The 15,340-nt window shown below is 43.9% G+C and carries 8 protein-coding genes and 1 pseudogene; 4 read left to right on the forward strand and 5 right to left on the reverse strand.

What is annotated here, in order from left to right:
* Positions 1 to 115 precede the first annotated feature (115 nt).
* Together FKX85_RS02475 and FKX85_RS02480 are read left to right on the forward strand one after the other, a co-directional pair.
* A pseudogene (locus tag FKX85_RS02475) lies at positions 116 to 2,131 on the forward strand (HAD hydrolase-like protein); the annotation flags it as partial.
* A gap of 100 nt (positions 2,132 to 2,231) precedes the next feature.
* Positions 2,232 to 2,903, forward strand: a complete 672-nt coding sequence (locus FKX85_RS02480; protein ID WP_141613225.1) for a LuxR C-terminal-related transcriptional regulator — start codon at positions 2,232 to 2,234, stop codon at positions 2,901 to 2,903.
* A gap of 416 nt (positions 2,904 to 3,319) precedes the next feature.
* On the opposite strand, the gene FKX85_RS02485 is transcribed toward FKX85_RS02480, so the two are convergent.
* The 5 genes from FKX85_RS02485 to FKX85_RS02505 form a co-directional block, all read right to left on the reverse strand.
* Positions 3,320 to 4,327, reverse strand: a complete 1,008-nt coding sequence (locus FKX85_RS02485) for an adenosine kinase (protein ID WP_141613226.1) — start codon at positions 4,325 to 4,327, stop codon at positions 3,320 to 3,322.
* Between the two features lie 28 nt (positions 4,328 to 4,355).
* The gene (locus FKX85_RS02490; protein WP_141613227.1) at positions 4,356 to 5,519 is read right to left on the reverse strand and encodes a hypothetical protein; all 1,164 of its coding nucleotides are present in this window, start codon (positions 5,517 to 5,519) and stop codon (positions 4,356 to 4,358) included.
* 105 nt (positions 5,520 to 5,624) lie between these two features.
* Positions 5,625 to 5,873 carry a hypothetical protein gene (locus FKX85_RS02495; RefSeq protein WP_141613228.1) on the reverse strand — a complete coding sequence of 83 codons (249 nt, stop codon included), beginning with the start codon at positions 5,871 to 5,873 and terminating at the stop codon, positions 5,625 to 5,627.
* Positions 5,874 to 6,079: 206 nt separating this feature from the next.
* Positions 6,080 to 7,393, reverse strand: a complete 1,314-nt coding sequence (rimO, locus tag FKX85_RS02500) for a 30S ribosomal protein S12 methylthiotransferase RimO (RefSeq protein WP_141616677.1) — start codon at positions 7,391 to 7,393, stop codon at positions 6,080 to 6,082.
* 321 nt (positions 7,394 to 7,714) lie between these two features.
* Positions 7,715 to 9,181 carry a Gfo/Idh/MocA family protein gene (locus FKX85_RS02505; RefSeq protein ID WP_141613229.1) on the reverse strand — a complete coding sequence of 489 codons (1,467 nt, stop codon included), beginning with the start codon at positions 9,179 to 9,181 and terminating at the stop codon, positions 7,715 to 7,717.
* A 586-nt stretch (positions 9,182 to 9,767) separates the two neighbouring features.
* Here FKX85_RS02505 and FKX85_RS02510 point away from each other — a divergent pair.
* A complete protein-coding gene (locus tag FKX85_RS02510; RefSeq protein ID WP_141613230.1) occupies positions 9,768 to 13,007 on the forward strand; it encodes a SusC/RagA family TonB-linked outer membrane protein in 3,240 nt (1,079 codons plus the stop codon).
* 19 nt (positions 13,008 to 13,026) lie between these two features.
* The gene (locus FKX85_RS02515; protein ID WP_141613231.1) at positions 13,027 to 14,811 is read left to right on the forward strand and encodes a RagB/SusD family nutrient uptake outer membrane protein; all 1,785 of its coding nucleotides are present in this window, start codon (positions 13,027 to 13,029) and stop codon (positions 14,809 to 14,811) included.
* The last annotated feature ends 529 nt before the right edge of the window (positions 14,812 to 15,340 follow it).

Raw genomic sequence — 15,340 nt, forward strand, 5'->3', positions numbered from 1 at the left:
TCATTGAAAAACATTTTTATGTATTTATTTTACTTTTTTGTAGTTATATACGATATTAACATTATGTTATAATTAATAAGGGCCTCATAATCTACTTTGGCAAAACGCCAAAGTTTCAACGTCCCTCACTAATTACCTTTTGGAGAATCGATCACCGGAAGGCGACAATATTAAAAAGTTACTACTACTACTCTCTCTCACTATGGAAACGCTACTCCCACGGGTGGAAAGCATAAAGCTTGTCATCTGGGATTTGGATGAAACTTTTTGGCACGGTACGCTAAGCGAAGAAGGAATCACTCCCATCCCTGAAAACATTGAACTTATAAAAAAACTGTCCAAAAGAGGCATTATCAACAGCATCGTCTCTAAGAATGACTATGATGTTGCTAAGCAAAAACTTCAAGAACTTGGGATTTGGGATTATTTTGTATTTCCAGCCATTGACTGGAGTCCCAAAGGAGTATTGATCAGAAATATCATCGAAAATTGTCAACTAAGAAGTCCCAATGTACTGTTTCTGGACGACAACCATTCCAACCTGGAAGAAGCCATATTCTATAATCCCAAAATCAATGCTCATTTCCCGGATTTCATCCCGGTAATAAAAAACCACGAAGCTTTTGAAGGCAAGGAGGACGCTAGCCTATCTAGGCTAAAACAGTATAAAATACTCGAAAAAAAACACGAAGCTAAAAAGTCATACGATGACAACCTGGATTTTCTGAAATCTTCAGGAATCCAAGTGGAACTCATTCACGACTTGCTCACCCATCAAGGTAGGCTGCACGAACTGTTACAAAGAACCAATCAACTTAACTTTACTAAAGTCAGGCTAAACATAGATCAAATTGCCGCATTGATAAATAGCTCATCTAACGAATCTGCCCTGATCAAGGTAAAGGATAATTTTGGAGATTATGGCATTATAGGCTTTTATAGCTTGGACAAGAGCAGAAACCGGCTAAACCATTTCGTATTTTCCTGCCGCATCCTAAACTTGGGAATCCCGCAGTATCTCTATGCAAAACTAGGATTTCCCGACCTACAGGTAGTACCAGAAGTCGCAGAGGATCTGGACCGTTCACAACCCGACTGGATAGGGGAAATACCGGCAAGCACCTCTCCATCTTCAACGAGTTCGATTGATGCTTCTGGAGACCATAAACAAGCGCAATTATACTTCAGAGGGCCATGTGATTACAAACAAACCCTCTTTTACCTTTCCAATTCTGGCATTAATATCACGCAGGAAACCAATTATGTAGCCAACAATATCCCTGTTTACCCTACGCATACACAGGCTTTGCTCGGTGCAATGCAGCTATCTGATTCGATTAAAAATCAACTCTACTCGATTCCTAACATTCCGTTTTTTGACCAAAACTATTTCGAAACCACTCTTTTTAAAAACACTGCCAATTGTATTGTAATCGCTTTAGAAGCAGATTATTACCAACACATCTATCGACACAAGCAGTCAGGCACAAAACTGCCCCTTGGAAAAAGAGAAGGCATTCTCACCGAAGAGACCAACCATCCATCACTGGTCAATTACTTTAAAGAAAGAGGAGCCGAGCACTTTGATACAAAGGCATTGGTCGACTTCACAGTGCACTTCGAGCATTTTGGCTTAATATCCCCTAAGGAATTTCATCAAAACCTCCAAACCATTCGGAAGCTGATCCCTGAGCAGAAACGACTGATCCTGATTAATGCCCCCAACCCATCTTTTGGCCAAGAAAAGAGGTATGAATCAATGAATCAAATAGTGGATGATTTTATCAAGGATACCAAGAACACCAAACTCGTTGACCTCCGAAATCTGAGTACCGCTTCACTTTTTCCCACTACAGGAAGCAAGGCCTTCAACAGAAAAACCTATTTGGACATTGCCAACCTGCTATTGGAACAGGTTCCCACTACTTCAAACAAAAATTCAAAAAGGAAAATTAGCCACTTCTTGGTTTTCAAAAATGAAATCAGGATGCGATACCTATCACTAAAGAGCTTTTTACGCAAAAGCATATGGAAAAAAGTCAAACGCGTCAACCTGCTATTGGCCTTGGAGCTGTATTTGGAAAACGGGATCACAGAAATCTTGTTTTCATTTAATCTCGCAATGATTTAGTCCCCACACTAAACCATTATACCACAAGCAGTGACCGTAGCTGTTTTGTTTTTATAGGAGATAATGCTTTATTTTAGAAAGCTATATCTCCACTACTATAATGCTACACCAAAAATTAGATCTTATCATTACCGAACTAAAAGAAGCTAACATCATTCTTGAGCACCACTTGGACCTACACGGGTACGACGAGTTCGTCAATCAGAAAGATGCCCTTATTACTTTGCACGATATTGGAAATTACAGACCTGTACATATTAATAACGCCTGCAAGGCCTTTTATGGCTTCACCAATAATTTCCTATCGGGCATGGATTACATTTATTATCTCAAAACGATCCACCGATCCTACTACCCCACACTTTTTCGATCACTTTCGTTCTTTAATGAAGATAACGAGGAACACCTGAACCTTACCTATAAGCTCAAAAATGCAGCTGGAAAATGGCAAATCATGTTGGGCACCACTAAAACCATAACTCGGACCACCGCCAACAAGCCGCATCACGCCATTACGCTGATGATTCCCGAAAACGACCAACTCTCCGTTAACCCGGAGGCCCCCATCAGACTGCTTGAATCCTTAACGAAGCGTGAAAGGGAAATTTTCCTGAAAATTGCAGAAGGTTTGGCGCCCCAAGAAATAGGGTCTGGCCTATTCATCTCTGAAGAAACAGTCAAAAAACACAAACAAAACATCTTCAAAAAACTCAAGCTCAATAAAACCAGCGAACTGGTCAAGCTGGCATTTGAACTTGGAGTAAAATATTAAAGGAGGTCCTCAAAAAAACCTCCTCTAACAATTTTTAATGGATTAATTTAACCTGGATTATGCATTGGGAATTGTAGTAGCCTGAAAATGCAAGAAAATCAGTTAGTTTGGAGAAAGAAGCATAGCACCGCTATGGTGATGTTGAAAACTAAAGCAAAGCGTCTGATTTTAAAGCACTGGCGTCCGACTAAATTTCAAATATGATCAAAAACTGTCCTTAAATAGAAATTTGAGGGTTTTTATCCCAATCTCTAAAATGCCCCCATCCCCTAAAGGGGAGCTTTAGAAAGTCTCCTTTAGGGGATTTAGGGGTGCAAACAGTTGATTTTTTTTCAATTTGACGATTGTTTTCCCGGACGCCAGTAATTTTAAAGTAGTTTCAGGTCGTAATAAATAGGCTAATGCATATTTCAGGTTTAACCAAGCTCGGGATGTAATCTCTCCAAAACCACCTTGGCTTCATGCCACTCCAGTCGTGGACCAAACTGGCTCACCACTTTTGATGATGCCAAGCTGGCTAGCTTGCCACTTGAAGCATAAGAGTGATTGTTGGTGATACCGTACAAAAAAGCACCTGCAAACATGTCTCCAGCTCCATTGGTATCGATGGCTTCGGTTTCATAGGGCTCTATATCGATAAATGTATCACCATCATAAATCATGGCGCCATTTTTACCCATGGTGATCACAAATCGCTTTGCTACTTTTTTCAATGCTTCTCGTGCCTTCTTCAAATCTTCCTCTCCTGTAAAAATTTTTGCTTCTTCCTCATTGGAAAATAACAAGTCAACTCCTGCCCCGATCACCTCTTCAAAACCTGCTTTGAAGTACTTTACCATTGCAGGATCTGAAAATGTAAGGGCGACCTTTGTCTGCTGCTCTTCAGCAAGCTTTTTAGCATGCTTCATAGCGGCCTTTCCGTTCGGAGAGGTCACCAGGTATCCTTCAATATAGAGGTATTCGGCATCGTTTATTACTGCTTCACTAATGTCTTTGGTGGAAAAGTTCTCTGTAATCCCCAAGTAAGTATTCATGGTCCTCTCTGCATCACCGGTAACCATCACCAGGCACTTTCCTGTAACCCCATCTTCCAATCGGTCAGCTTGCAAATTATTAGCAACCCCTGAAGCCTTAAGGTCCTCCACAAAAAACTTTCCTAACAGATCATTGGCGACCTTGCAATTGTAATAGGCACTTCCTCCGAATTGGCTCACGGCGATCACGGTATTGGCAGCGGATCCACCGCATTGTTTCTTGGCTTCAGCTGTATTGATCACGGACATAAGCTCATTTTGGCGTGGTTCATCCACCAGCGTCATCAGGCCTTTTTCTACCTTGTTTTCCTCTAAAAACTTATCGGTGACCTCAAATTCAATATCCACAAGGGCATTTCCCATGCCCACTACATCATATTTCTTTTTCATGTTATTATTATCAATTCTTCCGACTGATTTATTCAAATATTTTATGTCTCTCAAAAGGTTTTTCGCGATCAAAAAGGTACCGGTAAGTATGGTGAATCTTATATATTTTCGCGTACAGCTGCTCACATACCCGCATCATTTTTGGACTGAAATCACCGATCCAGTTCATCTCAATGGTCTCATAAGGAAATGATTTCTGAGATGACATATCGTTAAATTTTTTCACCATGGCACTCTCCACACCCTTGCCTTGATGCTCAGGCACTACGCCAAACACCAATCCCAGCATTTTGTTCGGTGGATTAAAAAACTTGTGATACAGAAATTTTATCTTGCCTAACCAATTCATATTGCCATCGACATACTTGAATATTTGATTAAGCTCGGGAATGGAAATAAAGAAACTCACAGGTGTACCCTTGTAAAACCCAAAATAGATCAACTTCTCATCCACCACCGGCTTTAACTTCTTAAGCATGAGCTGAGCCTCCTTTAACGCCATGGTTTTGCCCATGTGGCGTGCCCAAGCTTTATTGTAAACTTCCACAAAGTACTCGGGAAACTTCTCGTTCAATTCTTTTCCTTTCAAATACCGGTATTCATAGTCCGGGTCATCGATGGTGATTGCTGCTCTCTTGTGAAATTTAGGATCAAAATCCACTCCTTTTACCGGACGCATATAGGTATACTGTTTAAAATACACCTGAAAACCGTATGATTCGAAAAAGTCCTGGTAATAAGGGAAATTCCATGGCATGTTATAATTTGGCGGTGTAAACCCCTCTACGAGCAGCCCCCACCACTTATCCCGCTCACCGAAGTTCACTGGACCATCCATCGCTTCCATTCCTTGCTCTCCCAACCAAGCCTTTGCTGTATCAAAAAGCTTAAAAGCAGCCTCTTTGTTATTTACACATTCAAAAAAGCCCATCCCTCCGGTCGGCTGTTTATCCTTCCATTTGGGATTGGTAAAAGCAGCAATTCTGCCAATGGTCTTACCACTATCATCCAACAGTAACCACCGCTTAGCTTTGGCACCTTTCCGAAACAACTTATTGGTTTTCACATCAAAAAGCCCTTCTATATCTGCATCAATCGGCCTGATCCAGTTCTTTTCATTTTGGTACAGGCGAACCGCCATATCCAAAAATTCCCGCGCATCCGCGGAACCGGTTACTTCCAGTACATTCATCTGCTACTGTTGTTTTTTTGAAAGGCTAAAAATAGGGAGTTTTTAGGGGAATAGAAAAGATGCCCTCCCCTTATCTCACCAGTAAATTACACTTGGAATCTGAAACTATATTTTGAACATCAGCTCTTGTACAAACTTAAAACGGATAAACCCCCACGATTTTAGAAACCCCTTGCGGTCAACAAGCCCCATGGACTTAAGTCTCTTATAATCCATGATCGGTCTATAAATAAAAAAATAGAGCAAGAATAATGACACAAAATCATACCACCCGATATAATCAAAGATAAAAAGCTGCATGACAATCATCATGGGCAAAACAGTCACTAAATGATAGGCTATTAGCTTTCTCATTTCCCTAACTTTTCGATAAATTATTTCCCTCACTAGGTAATCAAACGAGGTGATTCTGGGTCAGAAATATCTTCCTAAAGTGGAAAAACCATTTACGTACAATTCTTAATTTAAAAAAAATCTCTTAAAAACAACGTAGTTTTATTCAAAAAAAGCGAAAGGCCAGCTATTAAACCGGCCTTTCATTAACTATTTCCTAATACATCCTAATCGATGACATCGCCATAAAGGTCAAATTCAGTAGCCTCGTTTACCTTCACTTGGACAAAATCCCCAACCCTGCAATAATGTTTCGAAGCATCGATCAACACTTCATTGTCTACCTCCACGGAATCAAATTCAGTCCTGCCCACAAAGTACCCATTCTCTTTCTTGTCCACCAGAACCTTAAAGGTCTCGCCCACCCTTTTTTGGTTAAGGTCAAAGGAAATTTGTTCCTGCACTTCCATAAGGTAATTGGCCCTGGCTTGCTTCTCTTCCTCGGGCACATCATCATTCATGCTAAATGCATGAGTATCTTCTTCATGTGAATAGGTAAACACACCTAACCGTTCAAACTTCATTCGCTCCACAAAATCCACCATTTCCTGAAACTCCTTTTCTCCTTCACCTGGATGTCCAGCGATCAAGGTAGTCCTGATGGCAATTCCCGGGATTTTTTCCCGAATACGATGAATAAGTTCTTCCTGTTTCTCACGTGTGGTCCCACGGCGCATGACCTTGAGCACATCCGAAGATCCATGCTGAAGAGGAATATCCAGGTAATTGCAAATATTGGGGTGCTCAGCCATCACGTCGATCACGTCCATCGGAAAGCCCGTTGGATAGGCGTAATGCAGCCTCACCCAATCAATGCCATTCACATCGGCGAGTGCTTTCATAAGGTCGGCCAGTCTTCGCTTTTTATAAATGTCCAAACCATAATAGGTAGAATCTTGAGCAATGAGCAAAAGTTCTTTGGTGCCATTGGCAGCTTTATGTTCTGCTTCTTTCACCAGCTCCTCAATAGGCTTGGAAACATGACCGCCGCGCATCAGCGGAATGGCACAAAAAGAGCACGGACGATCACAACCTTCAGATATTTTCATATAAGCATAGTGCGAGGGGTGGCTCAACAATCGCTCACCCACTAACTCATGCTTATAATCAGCCTTAAACTTCTTCAATAATGCAGGGAGGTCCCGCGTCCCAAAAAAGGCATCCACCAAAGGGATCTCCTTTTCCAAATCATCCTTATACCGCTGTGAAAGACAGCCCGTCACATACACCTTCTCGACCAAGCCTTTTTCCTTGGCATCCACATATTGGAGGATCGTATCGATCGACTCTTGCTTGGCATTATCAATAAAACCACAGGTATTGATGATGACAATATTATTATCCTGCTGCTCTGACTCGTGGGACACATTGATCCCATTGCCCTTTAGCTGGGTCAATATCACCTCTGAATCCACCAAGTTCTTGGAGCATCCCATGGTGATGATGTTCACCTTGTCCTTTTTTAATGTTCTCGCCTTCAAATCTTTTCTTCTTTGCTGCAAAAGTACAAAAAGATAACCAAAGGACAGTATCAAGTTAGACTTAAGAGCAAAGACTAGTAGTGAGATGTGAGACTTGAGATATGAGACAAGCAAGATGAGGCGGCGAGTCAAGGAAAAAGATAAAACACCCGTTTAAAAATCATGGGGAAAGTTAAAAAAGAAGGTTCTAAATAATTTACTCACGATATCCCCTTTAGAGCAAAAAAAGATTAACGTCCGGCATCAGGATGACAGCTTAGCCAATCCACCGTAGTGGACAGGACTGACACTTTCACCTGACACCGGACATTTTGATATCATTTATACTTTCCAGCCGTCGCGATAGGTACGACCGACAAACTGATTGGCTTCTTCCAGGTTAGTGATGAGCATTTTGTCACCATCCCAAAGCAACTTCTTGCGGCCATAAAATTCCATGCCTCCATTGCTGTTTTCCCTTCTGAGCATATAGCTTCTAATAGCCAGATTGCCCATCAGCACCGTCTCTGTCATCGGGCCGGCATAGTCAAACGAGGAGGTAAGTTCCTTATGTTCCTTGCTGGCAAAACCCGCTTTACAAGCATCCACCCACTTGCGCTGGTGGCCGTATTCCGGTTCTGGAAAATCCTCTGTCTGTGGGCCAAACTCTGTAGTGCCATCATTCAAATACAGCTTAGGCATCAAGGGACTGCTGTCATTGATATTGGTAGAGATGATTCCCTTTTCTCCAATGATGAGCACGCCATTGGCACTGTCAGTACCGCCAATGTCATGGTCTGCAGGAATAATATCAGGGTGTGCAGGCCGTATACCGCCATCACTCCAGGTCATTTCTATCGGAGATTTGCTCTTCTTCGTAGCGTCAAATTTCAGGGAGATGAAAGACGACGCAGGGCAACCTTCTGGATGGTAATCCGGCGTCCACATATTAGTATATACAGCTCCTACGCTACATTCCGCGGCTTTTGGATAATGTAGTCCCAGGGTTCGGAAAGGTATGTCCACCAAGTGGCACCCCACATCCCCCAATGCACCGGTTCCATAATCCCACCATCCTCTCCAATTGAAGGGATGGAGATTAGGCGTGTAGGGAATCTTTGGAGATGGTCCCAGCCACAGGTCCCAAGCGAGATCATCAGGCTTCTTACTTGGGTCCGGCTGAGGAAAGGCATTGCCCTGCGGCCAAACCGGACGGTTGGTCCAGATTTCCACTTTGGAAATTTTGCCCAACTTATCTGAATCGATCCATTGCTGCACCAAATTCAAGAGCGGGTTAGAGCCCCCTTGGTTTCCCATCTGGGTGACCACTTTCTGATCACGGGCCATTTGGGTAAGGAGCCTGGCTTCGCGGATATTATGCGTCATGGGTTTTTGCACATAAACATGCTTACCTCTTTCCATTGCAAAAGCCGCTGCCGGTCCATGCACGTGATCAGGAGTGGATATGGTCACTGCATCGATGTCTTTTTCCTTTTCGAGCATTTCCCTGAAGTCAGCATAAAGCTTGGCATTGGGAAAATTCTTTACCGATTGGGAAGCAGAACCGGAAAAATCCACATCACATAAAGCCACTACTCTTTCGCGACCGTTGACAGATGCATTCTTGATATCACTGGCCCCTTTTCCACCGGCACCAATGGCCGCAATATTCAGCTGGTCACTGGGAGCGGTAAAGCCCACGCCACCCAATACGTGCCTTGGCACGATCAAGGCAGAAGAAGCTAAGGCTGCATTTTTAATAAAATTCCTTCGGGAGTTTTGACTCTCTGTTTTCTCAGGTTTTTTCATGGGTTATTTAATGATTGATTTTTTTGCTTAATCGAATTACCAACCTAAAATAAGGCATTTTTATTTCTGTAGCACTATGATTGGTACAGATTATCCACCTTAATTCAGGATAATCTTGCGTTAAAGACTTTTAGCAAAAAATCCCAAACCACAAATACCTTCCATTAAAATTTTATTTTATCAATAATATTGTATAATTTACCAAAATATGATACAATTTTAACCCTTAAAACTAAACCTATGCAACCCCTAAATAACCTAATCAGACCACCATTATTTTTGCATTCATTACCTTATAATTATACTCGAGCCATTTTTTTTGACAGAGCATAACTCATCAAGGCCTATCTGCCCTGATTCAAAACCATAATCCACCAAAATTAACTCACGAAGAAACTATTAGCGCTACCTGCATTGGCAGGACGGTAACGTGTGCGCAAAAATGCAAACGTTCTCATTTTGAGTATTTCTAGAGTAAACCTAAAAACCTATGCAAAATCAACTTTTATGAACAACTATAATGATTCAGGTTAACTGACCTCCCCCTTTCCAATAATTTTATTTATTCATAATTAACATTAAACCTATGTCTAAATTATTATCCAATTTTAAATTGGGGGTGATACTGCTATGCATTTTTGTAAGTACCATCGCCCCTTTATCATTTGCCTTTGGGCAGTCAACTCCAGTATCCGGAAAGGTTACTGATGCAGAGAATGGAGAATCCATTCCTGGCGTAAGTATCTCCCAAAAAGGGACCACAAAAGGCACCATTACCGATCTGGACGGGAACTACACCCTAGAGGTCAGCGAAGACGCTACGCTGGTATTTTCATTTATCGGATATGCCACCCAAGAAATCCCCCTAAACGGGCGGTCAACGATCAATGTATCCATGGAAACAGACATTACAGGACTGGAAGAAGTGGTGGTCGTGGGATATGGCACGCAGAAAAAGCAAGACCTTACGGGCGCCGTCTCTGTGGTAAAAATGGAGGAAATGACCCAGCAGCCCAGCCCCCAACTTACCAGCCAACTCCAAGGGCGTGTTTCCGGGGTGACCATCACTGGCTCAGGCCAACCGGGACAAGCACCCGAGATCAAGATTCGCGGCGTCAACACCTTTGGCAATAACACCCCGCTATTTATCGTGGATGGTGTACCTAGCCCAAACATCAACGACATTAACCCCAACGATGTCGAAACCATGCAAGTTCTTAAAGATGCCGGCGCTGCCTCCATCTATGGATCGCGGGCGGCCAACGGGGTAATCATCGTGACCACTAAAAAAGGACGTGGAGACGTCAAGGTCAATTACAACATGTACATTGGCTCTCAGCAGGTACAAGGAGGCAATCCCTGGGACATCCTCTCTTCCCAAGAGATGGCGGATTTAAAATTCATGGCCTTGAGAAACACCAACCCGGGCGGAACCATCAATGACGATCAATACGGCAGTGGCCCTGATCCAGTCCTCCCGAACTACATTGCTCCTGTCGGGGCACAAACCGTAGATGAAGCACTTTATAATGTCAATCCCTACTATACAGACCCACAGGCACTCGACAATTTCTACCGGATCGTGGAAGCCAACAAAACCGGCACCAACTGGTTTCAGGAAATATTTGACCCCGCAAGGATCCAAAGTCACAACCTTTCTGTAAACGGCGGGAGTGACAAGGGAAGCTATTTCTTCTCCATGAGCTATTTTGATCAGCAAGGCACCCTGGACAACACCTACCTGAAGCGCTACACCATTAGATCAAACACATCCTTTAATGTCACGGACAATATTCGGATTGGAGAAAACCTGACCTATTCAATTTCTGAAAACCCAACAATCGACAACCTGACAGAAGGAAGTGCGATTGGCATGGCTTTCAGGCAGCAGCCAATCATCCCGGTGTATGATATCATGGGGAATTTTGCAGGCTCGTTTGGTTCCGGATTGGGTAATGCCAAAAATCCCGTAGCCATTCAGGAACGGACCAAAAACAACCGAGGGGTAGCTTCTAGACTCTTTGGAAACGTATTTGCTGAAGTAGATTTCTTGGAGCATTTTACCGCAAGGACGAGTTTTGGTGGACAATATTACAGCAACTCCTATAACAGCTTCCAATTCCCCGAATATGAAAACGCTGAAAACCTCAACGTAAACCAGTATACCGAAGGATCAAATTTTAACTTCAACTATACATGGACAAATACCCTTACCTATAAAAGGGAATTTAACGAGCGCCATGACCTGACCGTCTTGCTCGGCACCGAGGCCTACAAAAACAACGGCAGGGACATGGAAGCCTTTACGCAGGGATACTTTTCCTTTGACCCGGACTATGTCACCCTGACCAACGGATCTGGCACCCAGCAGCACTCCAGCTCGGTTTATAGAGATGCGCTATTCTCCCTATTTGGCAGAGTGGACTATACCTATGATGACAAATACATCCTCAGTGCCACTGTCAGAAGAGATGGCTCTTCGCGGTTTCTTAATGAACAATATGGTGTATTCCCTGCTGTAAGTGCAGGATGGAGGATTTCGGAAGAAAGCTTTATGCCGGAGAATGGCTGGGTCGACGACCTCAAAATCCGTGGTGGATACGGCATTATGGGCAACCAGCTCAATGTAGCACCAGGCAATGCTTATTCCACTTATGAAGGCAATAGGAATGCTTCCTATTATCCTATTGACGCAAGCAACTCAACTATTTCGGAAGGATTTCAGGAACAACGAATCGGTAACCCCGATGCCAAATGGGAGCAAAACATCAACTCCAACATCGGGATAGACGCCAGCCTGTGGCAGGGCAAAGTTCAGCTGACCCTGGATTACTATAACAAAACTGTGGATGATCTGCTCTACAATCCGGAAGTCATCGGAACCAAAGGTGCTGCAGAACCTCCTTATATCAACATCGCCAAAATGACCAATAGAGGTTTTGACATGGATGCCAGCACTTACTTTAACTTGGCTACGGACCTGACATTTACGACCACACTATCGTTCACGACCTACAGTAATGAAATCGTAAAAATCGCAGACGGCGTACCGTATTTTGACCAAGAGGGAAGAAGGTTTAACGGAAGCAATATCATCCGAAACCAAGTAGGCCATCCAGTGAGTGAATTCTACGGCTACCAAGTGGTTGGGTTCTGGAATTCCCAAGAGGAAGTAAACAATGCCAACGCCTCGGCGGCAGAGATCACAGGAGACCCTGAAGCCCTCTACCAAGATGGCATTGGCTTGGGAAGGTTTAAATACCAAGACACTGACGGTGACGGCATCATCACACCCGATGACAGAACTGCCTTGGGTGATCCTAATCCAAAATTCACCTACGGCATCAACCTTGGGCTGGAATACCGCAATTGGGATTTCAGCATGTTCCTGTATGGTGTAAGCGGTAATGACATCTGGAACAATGTAAAATGGTGGACGGACTTCTACAGCTCCTTCCAAGGAGCCAAAAGCCACGCAGCCCTTTACGATTCCTGGACGCCTGAAAACATGAATGCGACAGCCCCTATTCAGGAGACCACTGGCTCATTTAGTACGGCGGGTGTACCCAACTCCTATTTTGTCGAAAACGGCAGCTACCTGAGGGCTCGTCAGACACAGATCGGCTACACCTTTGACCAAGCCTTCCTTGACCGATACCATATCGGAGGATTACGGCTATATGCCCAGGCCGCCAACCTGTTTACGATCACCAATTATTCGGGATTGGATCCTGAGATATCCGGTGGTACGACCAGTTTTGGAATCGATGAGGGGCAATACCCTAATCAACGTCAATTCATCTTTGGTCTCAACTTAACGTTCTAAACTTGAAATTCTATAAGTTATGAAATACGCAACTATTAAATATTTTATACTGGGCATTATACTCATCAGTTTTATGCCATCATGTTCGGATGAATTCCTGGATCAACCGGCCTTGGGAGCGTTGGGAGACGATGTACTGGCCACCCGTGACGGAGTAAACAAGCTTCTGATCGGAGCTTACGCTGCACTGGACGGACAAGGCGAGGGAGGCACGGACGCCCTGGGGGGCGGCAACGGCTGGGAAGCCGCTCCTGAAAACTGGATTTACGGAACCGTAGCTGGTGGAGAAGCTTCCAAGGGCAGCTTTGCCGGTGACCAACCAGCGATTGACCCGATTGTCAACTTCTACTCCAGTCCCTCCAATGGCTTCTTCAACACCAAATGGAAAGCCACTTTTGAGGGAATAAAAAGGGCAAACAATGTCCTGAAACTAATCCCCAATGTGGAAGAACTGACAGATAGTGAAAGGCAAAATATCGCAGGTCAAGCCAGGTTTCTACGTGGACACTTCTACTTTGAGCTTAAGAAGATGTTCAATATGGTACCTTGGATCGATGAAACCACTGAAGACCCCAACCAGCCCAACGACCAGGACATCTGGCCGATGATCGAAGCGGATTTTCAGTTTGCCTATGAAAACCTACCGCCTACACAGCCTGAGTTTGCCCGGGCCAATAAATGGGCGGCAGCGGCTTATCTGGGCAAGACTTACTTGTACCAGAAAAAATACCAAGAAGCCAATACCGTCTTTAAGGAGGTCATCGAAACCGGTGTCAATCCTGCCGGTACCAAATATGCTTTGCTGGACAAATTTGCCGACAACTTCGACGCAGCCAAGGAAAATAACGCAGAGACTATCTTTGATATCCAGATGGTGGCCAATTCAGGCACCGGCACCATCTCCAATTCTAACTCGGGAAACATGCTGAATTTCCCATATAACAGCCCGTTCAGGTGCTGCGGCTTTTACCAGCCCACTCAGAATTTGGTCAATTCATTCAAGACAGACGCTTCATCGGGTCTTCCCTTCTTGGATAGTTATAACCAAGACCCAGTAAAATCAGACATGGGAATCACCTCCGCCCAGGCTTTTGAACCGTATACCGGATCGCTTGACCCGAGGCTGGACTGGACAGTAGGCAGAAGGGGAGTGCCTTACCATGACTGGGGCCATCACCCCGGACAAAGCTGGGTCAGGGACCAAACCTATGGTGGCCCCTACGCGCCCAAAAAGACCATCTATTGGCAGGCCACCCAAGACCTTTATGCAGACCAAAGCTCTTGGGCTCCGGGCACGGCCATCAATGTCCATATCATCCGCTATGCTGATGTGATCCTGATGTGTGCCGAAACCGAGGCACAACTGGGCAATCTCACCGAAGCCATGAACCTGGTCAACCAAATCAGGACTAGGGCCATGAACCCGGATGGTTTTTTAAAGACCTATATCGATGAAAGCACCCCTATGGATGGATTTACCAATACCCCCGCTGCCAATTACACCATTGAGCCTTATACCGTTGCCCAGTTTGGCAGTCAAGAAGAGGCATTGAAGGCCATTTACTTTGAAAGAAAGCTGGAACTGGCCATGGAAGGCCATCGCTTCTTTGATTTGGTGAGATGGGGAATCGCCGAGCAAGAGCTGAATGCATACTTTAACTATCAGGGAAGCGTTACCCAAGATGTCAAAGACGGCAACTTCAGTGCTCCCAAAAACAATTATTACCCCATTCCTCAACGTCAAATCGACCTGAGCGTAAAAGACGGGGAGCCAGTGCTCAAGCAAAATCCAGGCTATAATTAAGCTAAAAACAGCTTTCGTTTGTTACAAAAAGGGAGTCCGGTTTGGACTCCCTTTTTATATTAATTAAATATTAATTGTAAAGATTTGATTTAAACTATTCATAACGACACATCTTTATGGACAGGTAAATAAATAACTACTTTTGGTATTCGTACAGCAAACGATAACTTTTTCAACTCCTTGCTTTACTTTTTCAAAAAGACGCTGATGTGAATCGGCGTCTTTTTATTTGCTGTATACTATCATGGAAGCACCTTGAACCCAGATTATTCATTAGAAATCATAGTGAGAGTTGAAAGTGCAAGAAAATCAGTTAGCCTGGAGGCGTGGGCGTAGCATCGCTACGGCTGCACCAAAAACTAAAGCTTAGCGACTGATTTTTAAGCAATTTTAGGTCGCAACACTTGTGCGCCGCGACGTAGATAGGCTAATGCATATTTCGGGTTGAATGAAAAAGATCGAGCAGAAAAATCAGGGAGGCAGTGGGCACTAATCAAAGTTGTTTTAGATGGAACGCAGGTAACGCTGA

The sequence above is a fragment of the Echinicola soli genome (genome assembly GCF_006575665.1).
GTDB lineage: Bacteria > Bacteroidota > Bacteroidia > Cytophagales > Cyclobacteriaceae > Echinicola > Echinicola soli.